General features: G+C 60.2%; 33 protein-coding genes. 3 read left to right on the forward strand and 30 right to left on the reverse strand.

Going from position 1 to position 22,420, the window contains the following annotated elements; genetic code table 11:
* Position 1 precedes the first annotated feature (1 nt).
* Genes LDB26_RS05855 through LDB26_RS05880 form a run of 6 tightly spaced genes read right to left on the reverse strand, consistent with a single transcriptional unit; the run spans position 2 to position 5,953 of the window.
* Positions 2 to 1,912, reverse strand: a complete 1,911-nt coding sequence (locus LDB26_RS05855) for a hypothetical protein (protein WP_257541000.1) — start codon at positions 1,910 to 1,912, stop codon at positions 2 to 4.
* Complete coding sequence (locus tag LDB26_RS05860; protein ID WP_257541002.1) at positions 1,905 to 2,309, reverse strand: hypothetical protein; 405 nt, start codon at positions 2,307 to 2,309, stop codon at positions 1,905 to 1,907. Before LDB26_RS05860 ends, LDB26_RS05855 begins: the two co-directional genes overlap by 8 nt.
* A complete protein-coding gene (locus LDB26_RS05865; RefSeq protein ID WP_257541004.1) occupies positions 2,306 to 2,863 on the reverse strand; it encodes a hypothetical protein in 558 nt (185 codons plus the stop codon). The genes LDB26_RS05860 and LDB26_RS05865 overlap by 4 nt, the downstream gene beginning before the upstream one ends.
* Positions 2,863 to 5,361: a tape measure protein gene (locus LDB26_RS05870; RefSeq protein ID WP_257541006.1), complete on the reverse strand. Its 2,499-nt coding sequence runs from the start codon at positions 5,359 to 5,361 to the stop codon at positions 2,863 to 2,865. The genes LDB26_RS05865 and LDB26_RS05870 overlap by 1 nt, the downstream gene beginning before the upstream one ends.
* The gene (locus LDB26_RS05875) at positions 5,361 to 5,498 is read right to left on the reverse strand and encodes a hypothetical protein (protein WP_257541008.1); all 138 of its coding nucleotides are present in this window, start codon (positions 5,496 to 5,498) and stop codon (positions 5,361 to 5,363) included. Before LDB26_RS05875 ends, LDB26_RS05870 begins: the two co-directional genes overlap by 1 nt.
* A gap of 20 nt (positions 5,499 to 5,518) precedes the next feature.
* Positions 5,519 to 5,953, reverse strand: coding sequence for a gene transfer agent family protein (locus LDB26_RS05880; protein ID WP_257541010.1), 435 nt, complete (start codon positions 5,951 to 5,953; stop codon positions 5,519 to 5,521).
* 55 nt (positions 5,954 to 6,008) lie between these two features.
* Between LDB26_RS05880 and LDB26_RS05885 the strand changes: the two genes are divergently transcribed.
* Positions 6,009 to 6,503 carry a hypothetical protein gene (locus tag LDB26_RS05885; protein ID WP_257541012.1) on the forward strand — a complete coding sequence of 165 codons (495 nt, stop codon included), beginning with the start codon at positions 6,009 to 6,011 and terminating at the stop codon, positions 6,501 to 6,503.
* Between the two features lie 25 nt (positions 6,504 to 6,528).
* Here LDB26_RS05885 and LDB26_RS05890 read toward each other — a convergent pair whose 3' ends face one another.
* From LDB26_RS05890 to LDB26_RS05900, 3 genes are all read right to left on the reverse strand, one after another.
* Complete coding sequence (locus LDB26_RS05890; protein WP_257541014.1) at positions 6,529 to 7,266, reverse strand: phage antirepressor KilAC domain-containing protein; 738 nt, start codon at positions 7,264 to 7,266, stop codon at positions 6,529 to 6,531.
* Positions 7,267 to 7,479: 213 nt separating this feature from the next.
* Entirely contained in the window at positions 7,480 to 7,794 is a 315-nt protein-coding gene (locus LDB26_RS05895) for a hypothetical protein (protein WP_257541016.1), read from the reverse strand.
* Positions 7,791 to 8,006: a hypothetical protein gene (locus tag LDB26_RS05900; protein WP_257541018.1), complete on the reverse strand. Its 216-nt coding sequence runs from the start codon at positions 8,004 to 8,006 to the stop codon at positions 7,791 to 7,793. Before LDB26_RS05900 ends, LDB26_RS05895 begins: the two co-directional genes overlap by 4 nt.
* Here LDB26_RS05900 and LDB26_RS05905 point away from each other — a divergent pair.
* Both LDB26_RS05905 and LDB26_RS05910 read left to right on the forward strand, forming a co-directional pair.
* Positions 7,990 to 8,349 (forward strand): hypothetical protein, encoded by a 360-nt coding sequence (locus LDB26_RS05905; protein WP_257541020.1) that lies wholly within the window; start codon positions 7,990 to 7,992, stop codon positions 8,347 to 8,349. The two genes, LDB26_RS05900 and LDB26_RS05905, sit on opposite strands and share 17 nt — an antisense overlap.
* Positions 8,346 to 8,570: a hypothetical protein gene (locus LDB26_RS05910; protein WP_257541022.1), complete on the forward strand. Its 225-nt coding sequence runs from the start codon at positions 8,346 to 8,348 to the stop codon at positions 8,568 to 8,570. The genes LDB26_RS05905 and LDB26_RS05910 overlap by 4 nt, the downstream gene beginning before the upstream one ends.
* Before the next feature lie 137 nt (positions 8,571 to 8,707).
* Here LDB26_RS05910 and LDB26_RS05915 read toward each other — a convergent pair whose 3' ends face one another.
* From LDB26_RS05915 to LDB26_RS06015, 21 genes are all read right to left on the reverse strand, one after another.
* The gene (locus LDB26_RS05915; RefSeq protein WP_257541024.1) at positions 8,708 to 9,160 is read right to left on the reverse strand and encodes a phage tail protein; all 453 of its coding nucleotides are present in this window, start codon (positions 9,158 to 9,160) and stop codon (positions 8,708 to 8,710) included.
* A 66-nt stretch (positions 9,161 to 9,226) separates the two neighbouring features.
* The gene (locus tag LDB26_RS05920; RefSeq protein ID WP_257541026.1) at positions 9,227 to 9,649 is read right to left on the reverse strand and encodes a DUF3168 domain-containing protein; all 423 of its coding nucleotides are present in this window, start codon (positions 9,647 to 9,649) and stop codon (positions 9,227 to 9,229) included.
* Positions 9,609 to 9,794 (reverse strand): hypothetical protein, encoded by a 186-nt coding sequence (locus tag LDB26_RS05925; RefSeq protein WP_257541028.1) that lies wholly within the window; start codon positions 9,792 to 9,794, stop codon positions 9,609 to 9,611. The genes LDB26_RS05920 and LDB26_RS05925 overlap by 41 nt, the downstream gene beginning before the upstream one ends.
* Before the next feature lie 171 nt (positions 9,795 to 9,965).
* Entirely contained in the window at positions 9,966 to 10,499 is a 534-nt protein-coding gene (locus LDB26_RS05930; RefSeq protein WP_257541030.1) for a hypothetical protein, read from the reverse strand.
* Positions 10,499 to 10,858, reverse strand: coding sequence for a hypothetical protein (locus LDB26_RS05935; protein ID WP_257541033.1), 360 nt, complete (start codon positions 10,856 to 10,858; stop codon positions 10,499 to 10,501). Before LDB26_RS05935 ends, LDB26_RS05930 begins: the two co-directional genes overlap by 1 nt.
* Positions 10,846 to 11,292 carry a DUF4054 domain-containing protein gene (locus tag LDB26_RS05940; protein WP_257541035.1) on the reverse strand — a complete coding sequence of 149 codons (447 nt, stop codon included), beginning with the start codon at positions 11,290 to 11,292 and terminating at the stop codon, positions 10,846 to 10,848. Before LDB26_RS05940 ends, LDB26_RS05935 begins: the two co-directional genes overlap by 13 nt.
* 69 nt (positions 11,293 to 11,361) lie before the next feature.
* The gene (locus LDB26_RS05945; protein WP_257541037.1) at positions 11,362 to 11,577 is read right to left on the reverse strand and encodes a hypothetical protein; all 216 of its coding nucleotides are present in this window, start codon (positions 11,575 to 11,577) and stop codon (positions 11,362 to 11,364) included.
* Positions 11,577 to 12,674, reverse strand: coding sequence for a DUF2184 domain-containing protein (locus LDB26_RS05950; RefSeq protein ID WP_257541039.1), 1,098 nt, complete (start codon positions 12,672 to 12,674; stop codon positions 11,577 to 11,579). The genes LDB26_RS05945 and LDB26_RS05950 overlap by 1 nt, the downstream gene beginning before the upstream one ends.
* A gap of 10 nt (positions 12,675 to 12,684) precedes the next feature.
* Complete coding sequence (locus LDB26_RS05955) at positions 12,685 to 13,152, reverse strand: hypothetical protein (RefSeq protein WP_257541041.1); 468 nt, start codon at positions 13,150 to 13,152, stop codon at positions 12,685 to 12,687.
* A 13-nt stretch (positions 13,153 to 13,165) separates the two neighbouring features.
* Positions 13,166 to 14,287 carry a DUF2213 domain-containing protein gene (locus LDB26_RS05960; protein WP_257541043.1) on the reverse strand — a complete coding sequence of 374 codons (1,122 nt, stop codon included), beginning with the start codon at positions 14,285 to 14,287 and terminating at the stop codon, positions 13,166 to 13,168.
* 47 nt (positions 14,288 to 14,334) lie between these two features.
* Complete coding sequence (locus tag LDB26_RS05965) at positions 14,335 to 14,538, reverse strand: hypothetical protein (protein ID WP_257541045.1); 204 nt, start codon at positions 14,536 to 14,538, stop codon at positions 14,335 to 14,337.
* A 25-nt stretch (positions 14,539 to 14,563) separates the two neighbouring features.
* Positions 14,564 to 14,773: a hypothetical protein gene (locus tag LDB26_RS05970; RefSeq protein WP_257541048.1), complete on the reverse strand. Its 210-nt coding sequence runs from the start codon at positions 14,771 to 14,773 to the stop codon at positions 14,564 to 14,566.
* A 397-nt stretch (positions 14,774 to 15,170) separates the two neighbouring features.
* Positions 15,171 to 15,971, reverse strand: a complete 801-nt coding sequence (locus LDB26_RS05975; RefSeq protein ID WP_257541050.1) for a hypothetical protein — start codon at positions 15,969 to 15,971, stop codon at positions 15,171 to 15,173.
* Between the two features lie 50 nt (positions 15,972 to 16,021).
* On the reverse strand, positions 16,022 to 16,693 hold the full coding sequence (locus tag LDB26_RS05980) for a hypothetical protein (protein WP_257541053.1): 672 nt from the start codon (positions 16,691 to 16,693) through the stop codon (positions 16,022 to 16,024).
* Between the two features lie 92 nt (positions 16,694 to 16,785).
* Positions 16,786 to 18,627 carry an anti-CBASS protein Acb1 family protein gene (locus LDB26_RS05985; protein WP_257541055.1) on the reverse strand — a complete coding sequence of 614 codons (1,842 nt, stop codon included), beginning with the start codon at positions 18,625 to 18,627 and terminating at the stop codon, positions 16,786 to 16,788.
* 48 nt (positions 18,628 to 18,675) lie between these two features.
* Positions 18,676 to 19,956, reverse strand: a complete 1,281-nt coding sequence (locus LDB26_RS05990; RefSeq protein WP_257541057.1) for a DNA-packaging protein — start codon at positions 19,954 to 19,956, stop codon at positions 18,676 to 18,678.
* Between the two features lie 2 nt (positions 19,957 to 19,958).
* Entirely contained in the window at positions 19,959 to 20,495 is a 537-nt protein-coding gene (locus tag LDB26_RS05995; RefSeq protein ID WP_257541059.1) for a terminase small subunit, read from the reverse strand.
* Positions 20,492 to 20,719, reverse strand: coding sequence for a hypothetical protein (locus tag LDB26_RS06000; protein WP_257541062.1), 228 nt, complete (start codon positions 20,717 to 20,719; stop codon positions 20,492 to 20,494). The genes LDB26_RS05995 and LDB26_RS06000 overlap by 4 nt, the downstream gene beginning before the upstream one ends.
* Positions 20,716 to 20,841 carry a hypothetical protein gene (locus LDB26_RS06005; protein WP_257541064.1) on the reverse strand — a complete coding sequence of 42 codons (126 nt, stop codon included), beginning with the start codon at positions 20,839 to 20,841 and terminating at the stop codon, positions 20,716 to 20,718. The genes LDB26_RS06000 and LDB26_RS06005 overlap by 4 nt, the downstream gene beginning before the upstream one ends.
* 74 nt (positions 20,842 to 20,915) lie before the next feature.
* Positions 20,916 to 21,443: a hypothetical protein gene (locus tag LDB26_RS06010; protein WP_257541066.1), complete on the reverse strand. Its 528-nt coding sequence runs from the start codon at positions 21,441 to 21,443 to the stop codon at positions 20,916 to 20,918.
* Between the two features lie 190 nt (positions 21,444 to 21,633).
* Positions 21,634 to 22,395, reverse strand: a complete 762-nt coding sequence (locus LDB26_RS06015) for a hypothetical protein (RefSeq protein ID WP_257541068.1) — start codon at positions 22,393 to 22,395, stop codon at positions 21,634 to 21,636.
* Positions 22,396 to 22,420 lie beyond the last annotated feature (25 nt).

A 22,420-nucleotide genomic window follows, 5' to 3' on the forward strand; every position in this document is an offset into this window, starting at 1 on the left:
CCTATGTCCTGTCCATTGAGGATGAGGTGCTGTCGAACGTGAAGGTTGTGCTGTCGAAGCTGACTGCGCCGGTCGTGACGGTTTCACTGCTCGACCATGGCGATGTGCGTCCATCGCCGACCTGATAGGCAACCTGAACCTCGACATCGGCGTCAGTTGCGACGAATTCCGTCTCAATCAGGACAGATGCGCCGGCATCGAGGTCGTTATATTCGCGCTCGTTCCAGACGGTGCTAGTGGTCGGCTTCTGGCGCACGAACCATGTGAGGTCGTCGCGAATTGGGCCGGTTGCGGTGATGCGGATGCGAGAGCCATCGGCGCCACTTTCAAAGAATAGGGCGCTGACGATGATGGGCTTTTCAAGCGGTTCCGGCGCAACCCTGTCACCGACTGCCGCTGGATCGCCTTCCTCGGTCGCAGGGTTCCATGCGTCGATGTTCGGATCAGCCGCAACCCATGAGAAGGTGATGCCGCCTGTCATCATGTTCCGCGTGACCGCGGTGATTTCGGCGGGACCATCGAAGAACACAGCTCCGGCCTCCGCTAGGGTCAGATGGATGAACCGATGTCCTCGCGCGATCCGACCCTTGATATTGGTCGTGACCGTGCCGCGATATAGCGCATTGGCCCGTGCCATCCTGCGCTTTGCGAGGCGGCGGACCTGTCCCCATGAAGGCGTCTGCACATCGAGCGTTTCGGACAGGATGCTACCGCGCTCGGCAATATCGCTTTCGTTCCGCCAGGCATCGGTTTCGACGCTGTTATAGTCATGCGCCTTCGACACATAGGAGCAGACAATTTCATTGACCGCGCTGTCATCATCGACGCCAACGCCCTGCCATTCGTAGGAAACGATATGCTCGCCCGCGATCGTGACCGTGGGCGCATAATATTTACCCGCATAGATCGCGTAAGCCCCATCGGAGCGGGTCGCCATCCAGCCGTCGCAGATCCCCAGAAGGGCAGCTTTAACATCGCCATGCTTGTCCGTATGGCGATGGGCAAGACAGGAGCGATAGCGCGCCTCTGTGCCGCCTGCCTTAAGCGGGACTGCCTCATTGCATACGTCCTGCGCGGCCCGCCACATGTCGATGGCTGGCGCGATTTTCGTAGCGTAATCCGCCCCTTCGCGCACCAGCATGTAATGGGCGAGTTGTCGGACTGCATTTTCCGTCCAAGTCCAGCCAGCTTCATTCGTCGGATCGCCTGCATGAAGGTCCGGGCATTTCTGCCACTTCGCTGCCATCGATGGGACGGGAACGCCGTTGGGATAGATGTCGAGGAAGTTCTTGGACTTCACCGACTGCGACAGTAGCGCCATCAGCACAATTCCATCGCCTCGGTGATTACTGGTCCAGATGCCCGGAAGGGCTGAGGCGACCGCGCTGAACGGCGTTCCGGGCGTTGCGCCGGTGGTGTGGTATAAGCTCAGTTTCCCATCGCCATAGCGCCCGTCCTCGCCTTCCTGAACGACATTGCCCGCCCTAGTAATCTTGTCATCGGCAAGATAGAATTGAACGACCTCTGTGAGTTGGCCATCATGCACGGCGTGCACATCAATGGCCGTTCCGTTCGATGCGGTTTCATACAGGATATAAGCGCCATAGAGGCGGCTTTCGCCATATGCACTGACACGAGGCGGGCGGGGTGCCTTGATAGCCGTTACGGTTTGATCCGGCTTGGGTATTGAAGGACCAAGACCCAAAAGCCCTCCCACCTGTCCGACCGCAAAAGATGCGATACCAAGAGAAAGAGCCCCGATAGCAGCCTGGGCTACACCGAGCGCCGTGAATGTTCCGCCAAGAGCCCCGACGATTGTGCCGCTCAGCACCCCAGACAGAACGGGTGCAAGCGCTCCGGCTGTTGCAATCGTTGCTCCCGCAGCGATAATCCCGATGAGAGCTTTACCCATGACCCACCGACCACTTCCGCAGGACGCAATCAGGCTCTACCGACGCAAAGGCTAGTCCGCGCTCCGCCACGAGCGCCCATCGTCTGCCGGTGAAAATTGCACCGGCCTCATGCTCGCCAAGGATCAGGACGCCTATGTCGCCCGATACCGGTTTTCCAATGCGCTCAGGGATGCCGGCCTGCGCCATGCCTGCGTCACAGATGATCGCCAAGCCGCCAGCGTCGCGGATCAGATCAAGGGCGAGTTCTTCGGTGTCGTAAGCGCCCCGCCATTCGGTCAGCGGGTCGGGCCAGCCATTCGCGATTGCCCACGCGGCGGGAAAAGTGACGCAATCATGCACGCCAGCCTGGCGCCGCGCCGATCCAAAAGAGCGAAGCCATTCTCCGAGGTCGATCATTTCGGACCAAAGCGGCGAGATGTCCCCGCATTAATTCCCGCAACATGCGAGAAGATAGCATCAGTCGGGAATTTGCTGCGCTGGTCCGCATCCGTGAAAAATGCGTTGATCGCCCGCGCCCGCGTTGTGTCGCCCTGCACGATGGTCAGGGTGATGGAACGGGTTATCTGGCCATTCTGTTCTGCGGGACGGCTGACGGTCAGGGAGCGCGCCTCGAAGACGCCTTCCCATTCGACATAATCCACCTGCCAGTTTTCATCGAAGCCGATGATGCCGATATCCACACGCGCGCCTTTGACGCTGGGGGCGTCATCAAGGGCGAGGCGAACGGTTTCCTCCGACACGCCGGACACAGTGAAATCCAGCCGCTCCGCCGTGCCATTGATGAGCGTCTGGAAGTCTGGGATGCTGATAAGTTCGGAGCCGCCAAGAGCGATAGCGGCCTCGGGAATCACGGTATCGGCGGGAATAAGCAGAGGGCCAACGCCCGACCAGAGCAGGCACGGCGGATCGCAGGCGATGCGGGCGACGATGGATTCACGATAGGAGGCCATCAGGTGCCGTCCCGCTGGAAGGTCGCGAGACGCGATGGGATGCCTTTATTCACAGCCGTCATGCCCGCGCCAACCAACTGTGCGGCCGACCTATTGGCCTGCGACAGGATCATGCTCGCGAACTGGTCGTTCATGACCGCGCCGCGCGCATCGACCTGAATGATGGGCTGGACGACTGTTCCGCCACCCCGCCCGCTGTTGAGCGTCTTGTTGCCGACCGAAAGCGTCTCGCCGCGGCTGACATTGGCGATGGGGCGACCATTGAGGCTCAGGCGATTGGTATCCGTCCCGCCGCGCCCGCCGATGGTCATGGAGCCGCCAGACGCAAAGCCGAAGATTCCCCCGACGATCCCGCCGATCAGGCCACCGCCTCCACCGCCCGCACCCGCCAGCGCCTCCGCCAGTGGCTTCATGATGTTCTGCTGAATGAACATGTCGAGGATACCCGCGAGGAACGGGTCTTTGATGCCCAGCCGCTTGGCGATGGCGTTGCGGATGCCGTCTTGGACGTAATCGAGTTCTTGGACGACGATTTCTTCCATTTGGTCCTGTGTGGAAGTGCTGTCCATGCGGCGGCGATAGCGAGCGAGCGGCCTTTCAAATTGCCGGTTTACGCCCTCGACTTCAGCCTTCTGGATTTGCCCCAGCGCCTCAAGCCGCGCCTGCGCGATCTTCTTCTGAGCGTCGGAGGCGTCCTTGCTGGCAATGACGGCCTCAAGCTCTGCTTTCTCCTGCTGATAGGCGAGGTCGAGCAAGCGAAGTTCTATGTCGCGCCGCTGTTCCCTCGTCTCAGCGAGGTCGGCTTGGGCCCGAAGCACGTCCTGATCGTTCCGCAGTCCAGCCAAACGAATGTCGAGCGCATCCTTTGCCGCCTGAACGTCACGCTCATAGACTACCTTTCCTGCCTCCAGCGCGGCCACGGTTTCGGTGAGAGCGACGATCTTCTTCTTTTGCTCTGCCGTATAGCGTTCGTCGGCGTTCACATCGGCGACGGCGGCGGTCTTTGACGCCTCGATGCGGGCAAGCTCAATCTTGGCCTTCTCATCGGCATTGGTGATCTCCACCGTTTTGAGCCGAAGAATTTGATCGTTGAGGCTGGCTTCCTCGCGCGCGAATGCTTCAGGGTTGAGTTTGGACCGGGGCGCGCGTGCTTGCCTTCCGCCCCCGGATGCGGCTGTCGGACGAGGGGAAGTCCCGCGACCGGCTGAGGGTGTGCCGGGCAGCGGATTGCCCATCACATCATAGCCGCCGATCATGTTGCGGAAGCGCTGTTCGGAGCGCTGGCCCTGCGAAGCCTGCATGGATCGGTTAAAGGCGCTCAGGAACTTGCCCGCGCGATCCGCCTCCTTCGCGAGCGGCGTCATGGAGAACTCTGCGCCAGTGTTACCAGCGCGACGGGCGGCCTCGTTGATTACGCCCTTGACCCTGTTGTCGACACGGCGGCCGAAATTATCCACGCCGATGAAGAAATTATCGACGTTATCGACCAGACGGAGAATGTTGGCGATGCTGTCTCGTGCATAATTGGCGCGGCTCTCGATGCTATCGAACGCGCCGAATGCTGCATCGATCAGGGGTTGGAATACATCTGTCAGACCCGCGAAGGTCGCGCGGATTTCCGCACCTGTGTCAAAAGCAGCCTCCTCCATGCCGGAAAATCCGTCCGCTCCTTCATTGAAGAAGCTGGCGAGCATGGCAGAGAACTGCCCGCCCTGATCGAACGCCGAAAATGTCTTGAGCGCGCTATTGTAAACCCGCGTCATCGCGTCATCGAACGTGACCGGCATCTGGTTAAATTCGGCGTCGATCCCCGCCGTGAACTTCTTGTCGGTCAGGGCCTTCAACAGTTTATCGGATGTGAGCAGTCCTTCCTCACCGAGCTTTTTGATCTGCCCGATAGGCTGGCCCATGCTTTCCGCGAGCAGGCGGGCAAGGCGAGGCGAGGCCTCAAGGATGCTGTTCAGTTCGTCGCCGCGAAGCGCGCCCGATGCCAACGCCTGCCCGAACTGGAGGGTTGCCGATGCCGCCTGCTGAGCATCTGCCCCGCTGATTTTGAGCGATTTCGAGAAGGTTTCGGTTGCCCGTGCAGCCTCCGCCTGTGTGCCGCCCAACTCCTTCGCGCCGCGCACGAAATTCGCATATAGTGAGGCTGTTTCCGATAGGCCGGATCGCGTCACGTCCGCAATGCGCTGAACGTCCTTTTGCGCTTGTCCGAATGACCCGAAGCCCGATGTGGCTAGCTTGAGGGTGGCGTCGAGCTTCTTCGCCTCATCCGACAGCGAGAGGAAAGTGCGGGCCAGTGCGACAACGGACACGCCAGCCAGAGCGGCCGACATTGCACCTGCCGCCCTTGCGACAAATGCTTCGGTTCTGCCCGCGCTCTTCTGGATACTCCCCATCGCGCTAGTGAATTTCTGATCCGCGCGCGCGACATTGGCCTCATAGCGATCAAGCCGGGCCTCAAGCTCGACAACAACGCGATCAGCGGTGACAGCCATCAGTGCACCTTCCCGATACCGCTGCGCTCCATGCGGAGGAACATGGCGTTCACATCTTCGGGCGAAGGCGGGTCGGGCTCACCGCCGTCTTCGTTCGCTAAATTGTGGTGATGCAGGAGCGCGAGATATTCCGGCATGGTGACGGCCTCCGCATCCTTCAGTCCGAAGCCGAGGGTTCGGAGGTTGTGGAGGGCGAGGCCCCAGTCGATTTTCTCTGGCTCGCGCGCTTCGCTGGGGCTTTTTTTTTAGCCTCCTGCGCCGGAGCATAGCCGACATAGAGCGCGGCGATGATGGCCTTCGCCGTGATGTGGTGTTCTGCCAGCGCGTGACCATCGATATAGTTTTCGACCAAGGAATTGGCGCGCAGGGAGGTAACTTCGACCGCCTTGCCATTCACCTCACCCTTGCCGCCGCCGATGAGACCCTGCCGGATCGTCTCGACAACATCGTGGATCGACCAGCCGCCCTGCATCAGGCGATGCTTCACAAGGTCGATGGGACCGGCCTTTTCCTCGATTTCGCAGATGCGCTTGATGGGCAACCGGAACGCGTAAATCCCGTCTGCGAAAGGAAGATCGATCTCGGTTTGCATGGGGTGACGCTATGTGCGAAGCGTTGGCCCTTGCTACGGACGCCGGAGGGGATTGATGTTCATTGCGTTGCTGCTAGCCGCGTCAGCGCCAGAGACAATCGGCGCTTGGAAGATCAGCGAAGGCGTGGATGCCATGACCGACAAGCGCGAACCGGAGGGGAAGGTTTATTCCGCCGAAGGCAACGCGCTGCTATCCTTCAACTGTTCTGACGCAGGGCGTGGCAATGCGCCCGTCCGCTTTATGGTGACGACAGACGAGTTTCTTGGTGATTCCAGCACCTATCAGGGGCGAGGTAGGCGCGAGATTATGTTCCGCATCGAAAGCGAGCCTGCCGAAAAGCTGTGGTGGTATTATGGCGATCACTCTGCCTTCACGCTCGACATGCCAGCGGTAAGCGAGTTCGGAAATATCCTGAGACGGGGCACCAAACTGCTTGTTCGAGCCATCACCTATCGCGGCCACCAAATTGATGCGACATTCGATGTTACCGGCGCATCGGAGATGATTGATCGAGTCAAATTCCTTTGTCGGAAGAACGATCAGAAATAGAGCGACCCCGAAGGGCCGCCCTAAGTTATGCCGCCCGCGCCACCGGCTGAAATTCCTTCGCGAGCCGGGTCAACCCTTTCGGTGTCACCCTGACCTGCGTCGTTGTCTTTTCTGATCCGTCCGACCGAGTAACCACGGTCGTCTTGTGCTCTAGCAGGCCGGATTGCAGCTTGGACTGGTAAGCAATGTATTCATTGCTGCCCTGCCGCGTGTAGATCCATCCGTGGGCGCGGAGAAACCCAAACAGCGCCTTGGGCTGAACCTGTAATGTTTTGGCTGCATCCGTGATGCACATGGAGCCGTCCGAAATGGCGATGCGCTCCAACGCCTGCACCTGTGGCCGCATTTCCTCGACCTCACCCTGAAGCTCCAGCACCTTCTCCGTGTAGGAGAGAAGGATGCCGCGCATCGCTGCCGGATCGTTCAGCGCCACCATCGGATCGGTGACACTATGTGCCTTGCGTTCGCATTCGATGAAGTAGCGGCGAGCCTGCTTGCCCTTCTCGTTCCGCTCCACCATCGCCAGTTCCTTGGCCATGTCGAGTGAGATGGCGTATTCCTTAGCGGGGCGGCCTTTTTCGGAATTTCCCGAATAAGTCACGAAGTCGATATTCTCGGCAAAATCATACTGCCGGATGCGATCCGCGATCCATGTGGCGAAGCGGTCGCGATTGCCAAGAAAGCCATGAAGCTCCCTGGCATTGACGGTCTGGATCAGGGTTTCACCGATGTTCCGTTCGGCTACGGCAATTAGCTCGTTCATAACGAGACTCCTATGTCAGCCGACGCCGTGATATGGCCGCGCATGTCGGCAGTTGAACCTGACGGCGACCGGGGCGGGCAGCGGGTTCAAAGCACTACCCGCCTCGGTCATCCGACCTCTCGTGAGAGAGGCTTCCACCGCGCGAAGGTGGAACTGCATTCTGGGTATTCGTGATTCGGATATGCGACTACGGACGCTCCCGCGTTCAAGGCATCAAACGAGCCGCTGCGCCTGCTCGATAATCACCTTCATCCGCTCCGCGCTGGGCGAACCATGTTCATCGAACATGGCGAGGAACTTGCGGACGAAATCCCGAGCGGTTGGCGGCTGCCAATAATCCAGCGCATCGGTGGCTTGGCTCAGCCTTTCCTCTGATGCTGGATCGTCCTCATCGTAGGCGTGAAAAGCCGACCAGAACTCATCGACGGGATCGGCAGCGTGGCAAATGAGAGCCTGAGCCATTGCTGGCGTTGCGATAGCGACAGGTGCGACCAGCGCGGCGGCAAGAAATGCGCGACGTTCCATCATGCCCTCCGCAGCGGAATGATGTTGTCGTTGGCGGCTTTCGCAACCGCGATGTCGCGGGCAACCAAAATTGCTGCCCGCATCCAGAATCCGGCCTGCTCCCAATCCTTGGCAGCGATGGCGCTTTGTTCGATGCGCTTGCATTGCTCGACCGTGAGAATGGTGGGCGCAGGCGTGACACGGTGCGCGGGGAAGGGTATGACGTTCGAAGCCATGATCGTCTCCATAGGACGGTTAGCGGTTAGGGTCGGGAGGAAGGTAGTAGCTTCTCCTGACCCGTTGACTTATGGCATGGCTTCTGGCATCACGTCAAGCATCATTTGCAGCATAGGTTCCAGCATGTCAGAAAATGAAAAGGTCCGGGAAAACCGTCTGCGGCGAATCGCAGAGCGACGGGGCATGATCTTAAGCAAGTCCCGCCGCCGTGACCCGAAGGCAATCGATTACGGCGGATATATGCTTATCGACGCTACCAGCAATGCAGCGATAATGGGTAGCGACAGTTTCGCTTTCTCTGCCTCTCTGGACGACATTGAAAACTGGCTGGAGAGCGAATGACACCGGAGGAAAAAGCCGCCGCCAAGCAGTTCAACGAGGCACAAAAAGCGATCTCGTCGTTCTGCGGCAATGCCAGCCTCGCGTGGTTTGCTGGTGCAATTGGCTTATGGTATGGTGATCCTACGGCGACTTCCTACGTTATATTAGGAGGTATGATGGCAGGCTTGGCCCTGCTAGGCATGTCGATCGCAGGGCCGTTCTATATGCGGCCGGAGGAATAGAGATGGCGGATTGGTTTCAGATTGCTTTTCCATTAGTAGGCCTTGGCCTTGCTGGTGGCGCGTGGCTGACGATGCATCTGCTACGGCGTAGCTATGATTCACGCGCCCACAGGCACATTCACCCCGCCGAGTGAACCTCAGCTATTCGCCACAAACACCTTCGGCCCCGCCGCGCTGATCGTGATGCTGATCTGCACATATTCACCGTTCGTGCCGGTAATGTTGAAATCGGTGATGATGCCAGGGCCTTCGTAATAGCCGTCCACAACCTCATCCCCGACCTTCTCATCGAACATGAAGCGGAAGTTGGTCGGATCGGAACTATCGAAAGCGGCCTGGACGGCGGCAAGCAGCGGCCGATGTAGAAGGCCGTTGCCGCTAATGTTCCAGTCCGTAGCGCCCACGTCTCGGACGGTAATCGGGGTGGCGTCGGGATCGGCGCAATCCCAATCAACCGTATCGCTGGTGGCGCGAGTCTGCTGGAAACCCTTGGTCGTGATGCCGCACATGGGCGAAAAGACTTCGGGCGTTGCGCCGTCGCCCATCATGATCGCGACGCGCGTTGATTTCAGCTTGTCGGTATATGCCATTCCGCAACTCCAGCGAGGATTTGCGGGCAGGTTATGGGCGAGGGCGGGTGCTCTCTACGGACGCCGCTAGGTGGCGGTGGCGCGGATTGACACTATGCCGTGATATGCGCTGGCCTCTGAGCCATCTTCCATGACCTGGGATTGAGTGACATGGACGCCAATATCCAGTTCGTCCGCCTCTGTATCATCAATGCTGTCAAGGATGCGGGCGACATGAGCATTGATCTGCATAGCCATCGCCTCAGGGTCATCGCCGCCCTTTGTGAAGCAATGCACCGCGCCTGTCACGTCGCCGCCTGATCCGCCATCCAGACGCAGGGGCGCATTCATCAGCACGCCAAGCCGGATGAAGGGCCATGTCGGTTCGGATGGCGTCTGGGACTTATAGATGCGGCTCGCGGGGATGATGGCGGTTAGGGCCGCGTCACTCCGCAGGGCTGCCAGTATCTTACCCCGGATCGCAAGGGATGGGTCGATTGTCGTTATCATTGAGCATCGCCCGCCATCTGATCGCCAGCGATGGGAGGACAACTTCCATCGCTGTTTCGGCTAGCTCGTCCTCGTATTCCTCGGGGGCGTCCAGCGTCAGGCGATCCAGTATCATGCCCGCCCATGTGGTCAGGCCGTTCATCATTTCCGATTGCATCGCTCGCAGCCTTAGCAGGGCGGCGCAGTGCTGTCGCCTTTCCTTTTGCTATGGCAGCCTCTGCGACCTCGCGCTTAACGGTGCCACTCCAGCCCGCGCGGAACACGGTGACAGCGCGGGAGGGCCAGCGGTGGTCATAGTCGGCGGTGAAGCGGACCCTCATAGCGTGCCTCCCTTGGTGACGCGCTTAACTGCCTCCACGACCAGTGCGCGGGCCTTCGGGCGTGTTTTCTGCGCGGCAGGACGCATGTATGGGCGTTCTGGCAATGTAATCTGATGCGGTTTAGTCACCGGCAGATTGTGGAAGGCGCCTTGCCCCTGTTTGCTGACGAAAACCGGCTTCCCATCGCGCATAAAGTAGGGCGTCCCTCCGGGGTGGTTGATCGTTCCACCAAACTCCTGAATGGCTGCATACTCTGCGTTCGACGTAGTTTCCGCCGTCAACGGCCCGGTCTTATGATTCTCGATGCTGTCCGATAGATGATGCGTGGCCGCGTTCGGCGGGGTGCCGGGCGCGCTGGGCTTGTGGTTCCTCCCACTCACTGCGCCAGTCGTGATGCTGATCTGGGCTTCCACTTTGAGTAAGTCCGAAGCCACGAAAATTGCCTTACCGATCTCCCGCACCATCTCAGGCCCACGGATGCGCTTAAGGCGAGCCTTGTGCGCTTTCATGCCGCTGCTGATCTTAACCATTACGCAGCCCTCCCGCGCAGTATCCAATGCGATGCAGCCGCGTCCTTCTCGACCGCCTCGATCATCCACTCCTTGCTCGACACGGTGATGGTCATATCGGTGTTGATCGCGACAGGCAGGCCAGCAGACAGCACTATGATGCGAACATCACCATCCACGTATCCAGCGGACTGACGCATGGCCCACGTCGCGCCATCGACCTGAGCGCGGCACGGCCATGAACCGCCGCCTGTGTGGCCGGTGACGTTGCCCTCGATATCCTCGACGGGGACGCCCGCATAGTTGAGCGTGCCGGGCAGATATAGGCCGCCAAGCGCCGCCCCGAAGATGCTCGCGATTCCGCCGTTCAATAATGCCATGGCAACAGCCCGCCCTGATACCCACTGCCGCAGGGCAGCGTGCCCGTGCCCGTCACCCTCGGTCCCGACAAACACGCCAGCAGCATAGGCCATAGTCGAAGCCCGTAGCTGGTCGCTCCCCATTCGCCTGCATCGCTGCTGCTGGCGCTGTCTGCCCGCTCAAGCTCAATCGTCCCCGACTTGATCCGCTTGAAGCCCGATGCACCCTGCGCCGCCATTTCGCTTTCTGCGCCGGTCCCGATGCCAGCCTGCGAGAGATAATGCGCCGTCGCCAGCATCGCAGCAAGGTCAGCGTCATCGCCCAGGCAGGATTGCATCGGGTCGATGATGCGACCAGCGCGGGCGGACCAGAAGGCATAGGCTTCATCCGTCACGGCTGCGAAAGAAGGAAAGACCGCTATGAATGTCGCCTTGTCTGGCGCAGTGTAGGCCATCGGTGATCCTTACGAAAAGGGCCGCCGCCCCGTTTAGAGCAGCGGCCCATTACCCCCGGAGCGTCCCGGTTATTCCGGCTTCTTCGCGCCACCCTTGCGCCCGTCACCATCATGATCCAGCGGATCAGCAGCGGACTTCGTATCGGCGGTGCCAGCCTTGGCGAACCACTCATCGGAGAAGTCGTCCGCCTCGATGGTTTCTCCCACTTCCGCCATGACCAGCACGCCGCCCAGATAAGCGCCGCGCGGGCCGGTGGAGATGTTCGTGATCTTTGCCTTAGCCATCAGAACGAGTCCCTATAAGCCATTGCCTTGGGAACCCGGACCTCAAGACCGCCGACATTCATGATGCCCCCGACCTCGTAGACCATGCTCGCCTTCTGGAAGGCAGGCAGGAACTGGTGCGGCCCAGGCAGATGGAATTTCAGCACCTGCGGGATGTTGGCATAGGCGACCATGCGGGTGGTGCCACCGGTGCCTACCGTCTCCAGAGCGCGGCTCTTGAGGATCGTCAAGCGCTCGCCAGCCACGTTGTTGGCCTGGAGGAACGAGAGGATGGTCGAACCACTGTCACCAACGCGGGTGGTGGCGATATAGTTGTAAGCCGAAGTCGGCAGGACCAGCGTGTCAGCAACGAAGGTTTCGCCCGACCCAGTTTCAACCGCCGTCAGCGCCGCATTGATGTCACGCAGGATCTGGTCAGCGGTCTTTGCCGACCACAGGCGTGATGGGCCGGTGCCGTCATTGGCGACCTGGGCACTCGGCACGCTCGCGTTGTTGACGAAGCCGGTCCAGCCCTTTTCAGCCACGCCAGCGGGGTTCTTGCCATCCATGGCGAGGCCATAGATGAACCGCTGCGCCACAAGGTCAGCCGCCATCGCCTTATCGGACGAAAGCGAGCGTCCCAGTTTGGCAGCGCGCTGCATTTCCTGCGTGTTCCATTCATAGCCGATGCCAGCCAGATGGAAGTTGAGCGTGTTCTGGCTCATCTGCGCCGATGCGTAAGGCATGTCGAACGCGCCGCCCGCAAGGAACTGCGCCTGGCCAACCTTGTCCATCGAGTAGACCAGCGTGCCGACATCCCACATGTCGCCAGAGCTATCGACACTGAAAAAGCGCGTGATATCGAACGAGGGATAGCGGGTCATGTAGACCTCAGCCTCGATGCGGTGAAGCTGGGGCGTCAGGAAGGCGTAGCCGACCTGCGCATCCTGGAGGAAGCTGTCCACCTTGTCCGCGAAGGTAGCAGCGTGACGGGCATTATCAGCCGCCCAGATGCCGATGACCTGCTTTTTCACATCCGCATCAGCGGCCATGAAGGCGATGGGGTCAGTGATGCGGCCCGATGCCGCGTCGAAGAAGTTGTGAGTGATCGCGTTCATATGTGCCCCCTTAGCGCTTCACGATGCGGCACAGGCCGTCAGTGACAGTTTCATCGGCAATCCAGCCCGTGGCGATGTGCGTGGCGTCGGCAGCAGTCGCGCCGATGCCGTCAGCAAGGCCAGCGCCAGCGCCAATGGTCAACGCCGCGCCATCGGTGACAGCACCAACGACCGTCACGTAGATCGCGCCGCCCGTCATGATCGCAGCATTGTCATACTGCTGATATTCGTCGGCATCCTGGCCAGCGATAGGAGCCAGCGCAGATGTCGCGATGGTGAAGCCCAGAAAGGTCGCCAGCGTGCCTACCGTGCCGGTGCAGCCATGATCGCCCGAACCACGATAAACGGGCTTGCCGAACGCGATCCCGGCAGCATCCTCAACGGTGCGCGTGATGCGGTTGGAGGTTTCGCCATTGGCGACCATGCCAGGGTAGCCCTTGGCGACGGTATCGGAGAAAGTGCTTTGAAGAACAGCCATGTGTCAGGCCCCCTTATGCGTAGCGCGCGTTGCGGATGGTGGAGACGACAGCGGCGTCATTGACCGGCTGACGGATGCCGTCAGACAGGGCGGTGCGCAGCGGGTCGGCAGGCTTGGCGTCTTTGGTCAGCGCAAGGAAAGCGCCTTCAATAGCAGCATCAGCCATGTCCTTGGCGGCATCGCCCAGCTTGGCGGTCACGGCTTCCTTGCGGATTTCCGCATCCGACTTGCCATCGGTGACGATCGACGGAGCCAGAGCCTTCGCCTTGCCGATTACATCAGCGCGGGCGTCGGCAAGTTGCTGCAACTTGGCCGGAGTGACTTCCACGTCCTTCAGTTTGGCATTCAGGACGGCAATCTCGCCGTCCTTGGCCTGAATGGCGGTGTTGGCGGTCGCAAGGTCAGCGGTGAGCGTGCCCACCTTCGTCTGTGCATCCGCGAGTGAGGTATTGAGAGCGCCGACCGCGAGAGCAACAGCCGCGCCGTCGCTCAGGTCAACGTCTTTGGCGTCGCCAATCGTGATCTTCATTTTAGGCTTCTCCAGTGGAGGGGTGAGGCCGTCCAACAGGGCGGCATTCGCGTCACAGATGGCGACGGAATCTTTGATCGCGCAGCTAGGGCCAGCCCTGCCGCGATCGACAATCGCAACATGGTTTCCCGCCACTGCGACTTGTTTTGCTTGGCAAATGGTGCCGTCTGCGGCCTTGAACTGGCCATAGGTCAGGTCGGCTTGGTAGCCGTTGGACAATTCCCGCTTGCCGTTCTCAACAGCCTGGATTGCCCCGGCGTCGGTCAACATCAGGTCAAACGCGAGATATTCACCGTCCCGCATCGCGCCCATGACGATGCCGCGTGCATGATCGCGCCAGTTGGTGGCGCTTACAGGAACCGAGGGATGATTGTCGGTGACAGGCTTGCCGATGAAGCTATGGACCGATTTGGCGTCGAACACCGTAGCATCGTCGCGCAGCACATTGACCACAGCCTGATCGCGCAGGCCGTGCTTGTTTTCAGGGTCAACCTCGTGGCCCGCATATTGATAGACCCCCACTCTGGCCGCCCGTGCGCGCACCGCGAGATAGCCGTCCTGAGTCCGGCGAGGGGCGTCTAGCGTCAGTTGGTCTGCGAACAGCATGGGGCTTGTGTGCCCCATGGCGGGAAAGGGGTTCTACGGACGCCAGATTATCGGCGAACCCTCCATCTGGGGCCGCCCCGTTGAACGCATATCCACTGCTCGTCGCCCATGTCATGGCTTTCGACCCACCGCCAGCCATGCTTCAGCGCAACAAGCGCCTGCGCGATTGGAAGACCGATCAGTCCTTCCATCGTCGGGGCGCCTAACATGTCGAGGTCGCCGTGCGCGTTGCAGACTTCGCCGATAGCCATCACCCTTCCTCCAGCATGGCGTCGATCATGACGGCCATTTCGCCAAAAGATCATCCAAACCGCCATTCGCATAATCAGCGTCAGGCTTCTCCAGTTCGCCAGGGTTGCGATAGGGCTCATCCTCATCAACATCACCAGCGCGGGACGCAGCGGCAATCATCTCATGCGCCTCACGCAGCATATGGATGGGGACGTTCACCAATAGCTTGTTAAGCTGGCTGCGTTTGTATTTCATGACGCATCTCCAAAATAGCTGACGCATCCCTTTAATGCGTCCGCATAGGCATCAACCTCAAATCCGAACGGGAATGCATCTTCAGCCACATAGCACACCCCAAGCCCGCAGCGAGGTTTTCCCGCGCTCTATCGTGCAAAAACGATACGAAAACCCATGCTTTCGCCAGTTTGGATGCCACTTTTCCAAAGATGCCATATGCTCTTTGCACGCCGGATACCGGGTCTTGTCAGGGTATTCCGGTTGATGAACAGGCTTGTCGCAACCCAGCGCAACGCATAATTCGGGCGTAGCCATATGATGTCACCTCATCGTGTGGTCAGGGCCGCGCGGTGTTCCACCACCGTTGCGGCCCGTCTGATATAGCACGACTCACGGAAAAACCTAGCCTTTCGGGTCAATCTATCTCTTCAAGCAAAGCAATATAGGCGGCCTCCCTACAGCCACACCAAGGCTGGACCCCGGCCCGCTGATCCGGCGTCAGGTCGCCACCGTCCCCACGCACAATCTTGCCGGTTCGCAGTTCATACAGATTGCCGTCGCGGGCCTTGTGATTCTGTCGCGGGTGCATCTTCCCGCTGTGGCGCCATTTGAACTGCGTCAGCCCAGCCTCTGCCTGGCGCTCGCGGTCAAGCTGGGAGGATAGCTTGCTTGACTGATCGGCTGCGATGCGGATTGCCCGCGTCCGCCCCATCCCCGTCGCCTCGCGTATCTCAGCCGCAACCTCGCGCACCGGCCTGCGCTCCTGATAGCCCCGGAACACGGCGTCTGAAATTCTCGCCTGCGCTTGGTCAGACACATTCCGGCATAGGGCCACGTTTCTTGCCAACCACGCAGAGAGGGGCTCCTGCACATCCTGTGCCGACATGAGCATGTCGATTTCAATCCCGACCCCGGCCTTTACCGCCGCTGCCCATCGTTGCCTGTGTCGCAATTCTGCCGTTACCACCCAACGCTTCAACGCTGGAGTGATTCGCGTCGTCAGGATGGTCAGGAACTCGCTGGCGACTGCGCCTATCGCAGCCTGTACCTGATCGGCGGTGTCGAGCGTCAGGGCGTCGGTGGTGGGCAGGGGTTGCGGATCATAGCCCGCAAGGATGCGGTCGATGTTCTCGGACCAGATACGCCAGGCTGGGGCGTAGATTGTGGCGAGGTCGGCTGCCTGGGCCTGCGTCGGGATGATGGGGCGCAACGTCAAATTCGCCCTCTTGCCCGCCCGACGAGCTATTTGCGGAAGGTTGTAGGCCATCAGTGGCCCTCGCTGCGGATTTCCTCGAACACTTCCGGTCCCAGCACGATCTTGCCGCGTCGAAGGCCTCGCCAAATGGCGCGGGAATCAACACCGCTGCGCTCAGCCGCTTCGGCAATGGTCATCCGCGTTCCATTGTAGAGAATGTGCCGGTTCGACCGGCGGTTGCGGTTTTGCTCGACAACGGTCGCCCAACGGCAGTTCCCCGGCTCGTAGTTGCCATCAACATCCCGTCGATCCAACGTCATGCCATCCGGGCAGTCGCCCATATCTGCGATGAAGTTCAGGACGCCGTGGTCGCCGCGCCACCGATCACAGACAGTGATGCCGCGACCGCCGTAGTCATGGTAATCCTGATGGCTCGGGTTGAAGCAACGCTGCTGCATCTGATTCCATCTGCCGTAGAGCGGGTGCGACCATGCCCCGTGCTTGGGCTTGCCACCGGAAACATCGCGATGAAGGCAGCCACAGCTCGCCACTAAGCCGGATTGAAGGTGCGTGCCCGCGACAACCTTCTCCTCTCCGCAGTCGCAGCGGCACAGAAAGCCGGCATTACTGCGATTGCTGACAGTCAGCGTGCCGACATAGCCTAGGACGGTCAGCCGCCCCCAGCGTTCACCGGTTCGGTCCTTGACCTTCTTGTTCGTGATCGGGATTATCTGCGTAGCCATGGCGCATCTCCAAATGCGTTTGTGGTCAGGCTCGGGGTGACGCTCCAACGTCATCTCGGGCCGCTCAAGTATATCCCTTGGCGGGCGCAAAGTCATGCGCCATCCTTTACTTCTTCGAATATTTCGGGACCGAGAATAATTCTGCCTCTATACGGCTCGACGCCCGACAAATCGACCGGCTCACCCGTCAGGCTGATATGTGGCTGGTAATCCGGGAAGCCATGCTCAGCACCAGCCCGAACGATTTGCTCATGCCGCCACGACAACCGCGACGAGGTGAACAGCAGAACGGCGGTTCGGTCGCCCAACGGTTCAACGATGCGGACGCCACCGGGCGCGATCTCGATCTGACCGTTCTTTTCCTGATTCCAGTCCTCGCTTTCGACCTTCATCCAGTCGAGCGGTGTGCGGGAATAGATCAGCGTGACGTGAAGATCGTCCTGAAGGTTCGGCAAGCCCTGCGACTTCGCCCAAGCCTTAACCTCAGCGACGTTGACGACCTTCCGCGACACGTAGAGCGTACGCGGGCTGGCATCATTCGCAGCGATGGCACGGCGGGCGGGACGCGCAGCCCCGCCGCTACCGGCTAGATTTGGATCGCCTCCTTTCTCTCCGTTGGGGATAGGAACAAGATCAAGATCGTCATCATCACCCGGCAGTTCTTCGCCAGCGGCCTCCGCCTCTTCGATCAGCTTTTTCAGGCCGGGCCACCTTCCAGATTCTATCAAGCGATTCTGGACAGTCTTCGCCATCGCGGTTTCGGGGACCATCGCCAGCCCGACCAGCTTTTCGAGGGCCTGCGCTTCCTTAAGTTCAATGTCGGCGGCCTGCTGTTCCGTCAGAACCATGAGCGTGGAGAATTTCCACGGTAGATCGGCAGGCATCCCGGCAGAAGGCAGCACAACCGCGTCCAGCTTCTCCATGGCAGGCCGCAACTGCATGTCCTGCTTTGCGCCGATGGACTGGAAATAATTGGCAAGGTCACCTTCGCCGGTCGCGTTCATGCCGTCAGGAGCCTTGCCAAACAGGCGTGTCGCCGGAATGTCCGCTGCACCAGCAACGCGCGCGTCATAGGTGATGATGACATCGCGGACGCCCGCCAACGATAGCTGGCGCTGCTCCCATTCGTCCTCCTTGTCGAGGATGACGGCGCGGTGAACACTTTTGCCCGTGTTGGTCAATTCAACACGTTTCATCAGCTTCTCTTCGCCTCCCGGCTGGGAAAGCTGATCGACCGTGCCGTTGAACCGGAAAACGTCGATCTTTGCCTCGTCAATCAGGGAGGCAAACCCGGAACAGGCGGTCGTGGCCTGCTGCACAGCCTCATCCACCGCTTCGACTACGGACATGCCCCAGAACCGATCTTCCCATGAGGCAACGCGGATGGCGGGGATGGGTAGGCCCTTGAAGCAAACGACCCGGCTGGGGTGGATATTGATCTGGCGCTGCGATCCAGACAGCCGAAAGAACATCGGTTCGCCGAAATTGTCGCTCTCCGGGTCCATCTCCATGTCGCCGATGGAAAGCTGCCAGCGGGACAGCACGGTCAGATAACGGATCGCGGCAGTGTGGATTGTAGCGGGGAGGGGTTGCGTCGGATCATCGCCAAGCCCGATCAGGATAGCGCCGCCGCCAAGACGGCCAAGGGTCAGCGCCTCATAGAGTTTCGGCCAATAGCCGAGGCGCTTCTCCTCCTTCTCGATGGCCGCGATCTGGTCATCTTCCGCGTCCCAATCGCGGCCGGCGCGGGTCATATCCTGCGCCGGGATATCCACGATCTTGCGATGCAGCCATGAGCCGAGATAAGCATTCTCAATCTGCTGCGGATCGGTGAAGCGGCGGACCCAGAAGTTATGTGCCGCACGGTCTACGGTTGTGCCGCGCCCGGTCAGCACATTGGCGAGGCCGTCCCAGAGGCGCGTGACTGTTCCCATGCTTGCGACGGTGCAGGCAGTGGAGTGGGAAGTCTACGGACGCCCGCCCTAGAGGACGTCGAAGGCGCTGCCTTTATTGTCCAGCATTAACTCTGTCAGCGCCCATACCAGCGCATCGGCCCGGTCGGGCGATCCCTCGCCAACAAAGCCCGAAGGTGTCATCGCGCACATCTGGTCCTCAAGATGCGCGAAACCGCCAACATGTGAAACGCGGCCCTGCTCGTAGAGTGCTGAAATCGGCTCTGCCCGCGCCACCTTGCCGCGCGATGCTGTCACGACCTTGACCGGAAGCGTCTTGTCCTGAGCCTTGATGACGGCCTCAACCATAGCCCCACCGAAATTGCGCTCGGCAATGATCCGGTCTGCCTGATGCAGCGAATAGACCTCACGGACGCGTCGCCCCCAGCCATCGGGCGAGAGATTGCATGAATGATCATCCAGCACGTAGCCTCGGCCATCTGCGCCAAGCCCCGCCGCGACGATGCCAATATCATCGCCGACACTATCGCTGCCAGCGCCTGACGTGCCGGAAGGGTCAACCGCGATGATGATACGCTGCATCGGCGGGGCCTGCTTAATACGTTGCGCGTCGATCATGTCTCGCGTCCACAGCGCACCTGGCACATCGTCCAGCATCTCTGCGTTCAATTCTTGGCGGCCAAGGCGGGTGCCCGCGTATTTTTCCACCACGGCCTTCATAAAGGCCGGAGCAAGGTTCTTCGCGTTGTCCATGGTCGAACCGCGCGTGATGGCGGTCGTGGCGTCTTTCATAATCTCGCGGAGAACGGGGATAGGCCGGGGCGTCGTGGTCACGAACACGCGGGGGTCAACGCCGCTCCGCATGGTGAATTGCAGCATGTCCCATGTCTCGCGGGCATAGCGATACTTCGCCAATTCATCGACCCATGCTGTGTCAAACTCCGGACCGCGCAACTGGTCAGGCTCGGTCCCGTTGTAACCCAAAGCCTGCGCGCCGTTTGGCCATGTGATGCGGACGGGTTTGTAACGGACCTTTGGCATGTTATCGGGCGGGCTGATCTTGAGAAGGCGGGCGACCATCACCTCCTCCAAGTCCTTCTGCGTCTCCGCGACCAGAGCAATGCTTTTTGCCCCGCTATCGACGCGCTGCCGGACCCATTGCGCGCCCGCCTCCGTTTTCCCGAAGCCGCGACCAGCAAGCGCCAGCCACGTCCGCCAGTCACCCTCCGGCGCCAATTGGTTCGGGCGCGCCCAAAACGACCAATCATATTCGAGGACCAACGGATCTATGTCCGCTATAATCGATTCCCGCTGGGGATGGGCCGCGACGATCTCCGCAAGGGATTGCATTGTCATTGCTCGGCTAGTCGATCCAGTTTGGCGCGGATGCGATCTGCGGCGTTGGCCATCTCGTCAGCGAGCGAGACGCCATCCTTGCCCGTGTGTTCCATGCGCTCAGAGAAAGCCCGCACGTCAACATGTTTACCGATCAGTTCGACCCGCTTGATGCGGTCGCTGATCTTTATCTTGGTGACATGGCCCGCGCCTTCTCCAATCGCCTCGACTTCGACGCCGGCGACAAGGCCCTGTCTCCATACCAGCGGCCAGTCTTTTACCGGCTTCACCCGGCCCTGTTCGTCATACAGGTCAGCAAGGTCCGCGTAGGCCTCTTGGGCAAGGCGGGTAAGCACCCAGGCCGCATTGATGCCCGTCTCTTCCGACCGGGCCGTTTTTGCCTCTGTAAGCGCCGTAGCAACGTCAACATTCGTCAACAGCCTCTGGCCCTGCTGCTTGGCTGTCTTCGCGCTGTAGCCTGCTCGGATAGCTGCCTGAGTGGCGTTCAGGTCGATCAAATATTCCTCGACAAAGCGCTGCTGTTTGGGGGTCATCGCGCAATCGTCCTTCCAACATTCCGCGCCTTGGCGATCACCGTCACCACGATCCCATTGCGGATCACAAGCCTCTCGCCGTTCTTCCCGATCAGGACCGGCGCGCCGAACTCATCGGCCATGGCAAGCGCGGGTGTCTGCATCTCGGCACGGATCGCGGAGATATCCACGCCTTTCACGCGCTCCAGCCAGCGAACAATCGCGTGGTCAGATATTTCTGTCACGTCCTCACCTCCTCCAGCGCCGAAAGGTCGCCCTTCATGTAGCGGAGGCGCAATGCCTCCAGATGCTCGCGGTCGGCTCGACTAAGCCAGCGGTAATTGACGGATGTTCGTTTCCCGAACATGTTTTCCACTCCCCTCCAGCCCTTTTTCACGAACCAGAGCGGGAAACTTTCAGGCATTGGACCTCGATAAGTCGTCATGGCTCGATTTCATCCCCATGGCTGGCCGCGATCATTTCCGCCGCCTCCATCCGCACATTGCGCGGCAGGCAATTCCAGTGACGTATGAAGGAGATAAGGAGGCTGTCGTCATCGCGTTCGACCGGAGCATGTTTCTCCGATAGCAGCCTTGCCTCGTTTCGCACCCGCTCCGGCGTCCAGTGCTTGTCCTTGGCGACGTGCAGCAGTTCCATCGCCTCCTGCTTCGGAAGCGGGGCAACGGCCGCGTGATGCTCGATCGTCAATGCCTTGTCGCGCAAGTGGCTGGGAAACGCCGTAGCGGCCTTGGAGATGTCCCGGAGCCGCTTGGGGGCGATGCCCAGATTGTCCGCAAGGAAATCGAAGCTTGTCTGGTCGAGGAAGCCCTGAGACTGACCGTCCAGCATCCAGTCCGCGATTTCCCAATCCACGTCACGACGGCGGGAGGCAAGGTTGCGTCCGGTATCGACCCAGCTGTCGAAGGTCGGCGCGATGGTCGCCGGTTCAATGATCGTGATTGTGTTCATCCCCCAACTCCCTCACTTCCACACAACCTCATAATCCTTCCCCGTTGCGGGCTATCTGTGGACATTGCGCCACCAATATTCTGCGGCCCGTAGATCGACACCGAGACGCCGCGCCTCTGCCCCTGCCTCTGCCTTGGTGCGCTCAGCCTTGAGGAGCCAGATGATGAAGGCGGTTGGGGGACTGTGCATGTCATGCTGAACCTGCGATCTTGGGGAGGAATGAACCGAGAGAACCGGATTGCGAGCGTTCACGGCTCTGGGGTGGCGGATGCTGCGACCGGAGCGCGGCGGCACGCTGGGCGTCGAACTCAGCCTGTGTGATTTCCCCAGCCTGCAACCGCTGGAACAGCGAACCACCGGCAATCGTCGGCTTGGGCTTGGCATCAGCAGGCTTGGCGCTTTCGGCACGTTCCAGCATTTTCTGGAAGTTTTCCGGGCTTTTCAGCAGCCAGCCAAGGTTCCCCTCGGTCCATTTCCCGCTGCGGCCTGAATGGAAATCCGACCGGCACATGGCCCCGATGGCGACGAAAACCGCTTCCTCGCCATTCTCGGCAACCCGGCGGCGCAGGTGCTTGCGGCGGTCAGCGTTCAGCTTCCGGGCTTGGGGCAGCGGCGTTCCGGTGGCCTGACGGTTCCAATCCTCAACAACCCGATCCGAAAATTCCGAAAGGGGGTCAGCAGCGTTAGCTGCTGGGGTTAAGGGATGGGGGTTAGATATATACTCATTGGGGGAAACCAATTCCGCTGTTTCCGTGGATTCCGGTGGAATTCCGGTGGAACGGTTTTCCTTCGCAATCCTTTTACGCTCCCGGTCATATGCCCGGCGCTTCTCAGCGACGGGATCAACGGGAACAGGTTGGGCCGCTTCCATCTCAGCGATTGCGCGCACGAGTTCATCGCCAGACACGCCAGCGGCAATCAAATGCTTTACGGCGGTGGCGATGATGCTCATACCTTCGGTGCCTCCCGATCCTTCT

It is taken from the genome of Sphingobium sp. CFD-1, assembly GCF_024611115.1.
GTDB lineage: Bacteria > Pseudomonadota > Alphaproteobacteria > Sphingomonadales > Sphingomonadaceae > Sphingobium > Sphingobium baderi_A.

Coding starts and splice junctions, on each gene's coding strand:
- LDB26_RS05945 (WP_257541037.1), bottom strand. CDS start 11,577: ATGGCTAAGGCAAAGATCACGAACATCTCCACCGGCCCGCGCGGCGCT.
- LDB26_RS05890 (WP_257541014.1), bottom strand. CDS start 7,266: ATGAACGAGCTAATTGCCGTAGCCGAACGGAACATCGGTGAAACCCTG.
- LDB26_RS05925 (WP_257541028.1), bottom strand. CDS start 9,794: ATGATGAACGGCCTGACCACATGGGCGGGCATGATACTGGATCGCCTG.
- LDB26_RS05935 (WP_257541033.1), bottom strand. CDS start 10,858: ATGGCATTATTGAACGGCGGAATCGCGAGCATCTTCGGGGCGGCGCTT.
- LDB26_RS05905 (WP_257541020.1), top strand. CDS start 7,990: ATGACGTTCGAAGCCATGATCGTCTCCATAGGACGGTTAGCGGTTAGG.
- LDB26_RS06015 (WP_257541068.1), bottom strand. CDS start 22,395: ATGAGCATCATCGCCACCGCCGTAAAGCATTTGATTGCCGCTGGCGTG.
- LDB26_RS05900 (WP_257541018.1), bottom strand. CDS start 8,006: ATGGCTTCGAACGTCATACCCTTCCCCGCGCACCGTGTCACGCCTGCG.
- LDB26_RS05985 (WP_257541055.1), bottom strand. CDS start 18,627: ATGGGAACAGTCACGCGCCTCTGGGACGGCCTCGCCAATGTGCTGACC.
- LDB26_RS06005 (WP_257541064.1), bottom strand. CDS start 20,841: ATGTTCGGGAAACGAACATCCGTCAATTACCGCTGGCTTAGTCGAGCC.
- LDB26_RS05950 (WP_257541039.1), bottom strand. CDS start 12,674: ATGAACGCGATCACTCACAACTTCTTCGACGCGGCATCGGGCCGCATC.
- LDB26_RS05955 (WP_257541041.1), bottom strand. CDS start 13,152: ATGGCTGTTCTTCAAAGCACTTTCTCCGATACCGTCGCCAAGGGCTAC.
- LDB26_RS05995 (WP_257541059.1), bottom strand. CDS start 20,495: ATGACCCCCAAACAGCAGCGCTTTGTCGAGGAATATTTGATCGACCTG.
- LDB26_RS05885 (WP_257541012.1), top strand. CDS start 6,009: ATGTTCATTGCGTTGCTGCTAGCCGCGTCAGCGCCAGAGACAATCGGC.
- LDB26_RS05930 (WP_257541030.1), bottom strand. CDS start 10,499: ATGGTTAAGATCAGCAGCGGCATGAAAGCGCACAAGGCTCGCCTTAAG.
- LDB26_RS05980 (WP_257541053.1), bottom strand. CDS start 16,693: ATGGCTACGCAGATAATCCCGATCACGAACAAGAAGGTCAAGGACCGA.
- LDB26_RS05895 (WP_257541016.1), bottom strand. CDS start 7,794: ATGATGGAACGTCGCGCATTTCTTGCCGCCGCGCTGGTCGCACCTGTC.
- LDB26_RS05860 (WP_257541002.1), bottom strand. CDS start 2,309: ATGATCGACCTCGGAGAATGGCTTCGCTCTTTTGGATCGGCGCGGCGC.
- LDB26_RS05870 (WP_257541006.1), bottom strand. CDS start 5,361: ATGGCTGTCACCGCTGATCGCGTTGTTGTCGAGCTTGAGGCCCGGCTT.
- LDB26_RS05965 (WP_257541045.1), bottom strand. CDS start 14,538: ATGGCTATCGGCGAAGTCTGCAACGCGCACGGCGACCTCGACATGTTA.
- LDB26_RS05855 (WP_257541000.1), bottom strand. CDS start 1,912: ATGGGTAAAGCTCTCATCGGGATTATCGCTGCGGGAGCAACGATTGCA.
- LDB26_RS05960 (WP_257541043.1), bottom strand. CDS start 14,287: ATGCTGTTCGCAGACCAACTGACGCTAGACGCCCCTCGCCGGACTCAG.
- LDB26_RS05940 (WP_257541035.1), bottom strand. CDS start 11,292: ATGGCCTACACTGCGCCAGACAAGGCGACATTCATAGCGGTCTTTCCT.
- LDB26_RS05915 (WP_257541024.1), bottom strand. CDS start 9,160: ATGGCATATACCGACAAGCTGAAATCAACGCGCGTCGCGATCATGATG.
- LDB26_RS05865 (WP_257541004.1), bottom strand. CDS start 2,863: ATGGCCTCCTATCGTGAATCCATCGTCGCCCGCATCGCCTGCGATCCG.
- LDB26_RS05875 (WP_257541008.1), bottom strand. CDS start 5,498: ATGCCGGAATATCTCGCGCTCCTGCATCACCACAATTTAGCGAACGAA.
- LDB26_RS06010 (WP_257541066.1), bottom strand. CDS start 21,443: ATGAACACAATCACGATCATTGAACCGGCGACCATCGCGCCGACCTTC.
- LDB26_RS05990 (WP_257541057.1), bottom strand. CDS start 19,956: ATGCAATCCCTTGCGGAGATCGTCGCGGCCCATCCCCAGCGGGAATCG.
- LDB26_RS05880 (WP_257541010.1), bottom strand. CDS start 5,953: ATGCAAACCGAGATCGATCTTCCTTTCGCAGACGGGATTTACGCGTTC.
- LDB26_RS05910 (WP_257541022.1), top strand. CDS start 8,346: ATGACACCGGAGGAAAAAGCCGCCGCCAAGCAGTTCAACGAGGCACAA.
- LDB26_RS05920 (WP_257541026.1), bottom strand. CDS start 9,649: ATGATAACGACAATCGACCCATCCCTTGCGATCCGGGGTAAGATACTG.
- LDB26_RS05970 (WP_257541048.1), bottom strand. CDS start 14,773: ATGAAATACAAACGCAGCCAGCTTAACAAGCTATTGGTGAACGTCCCC.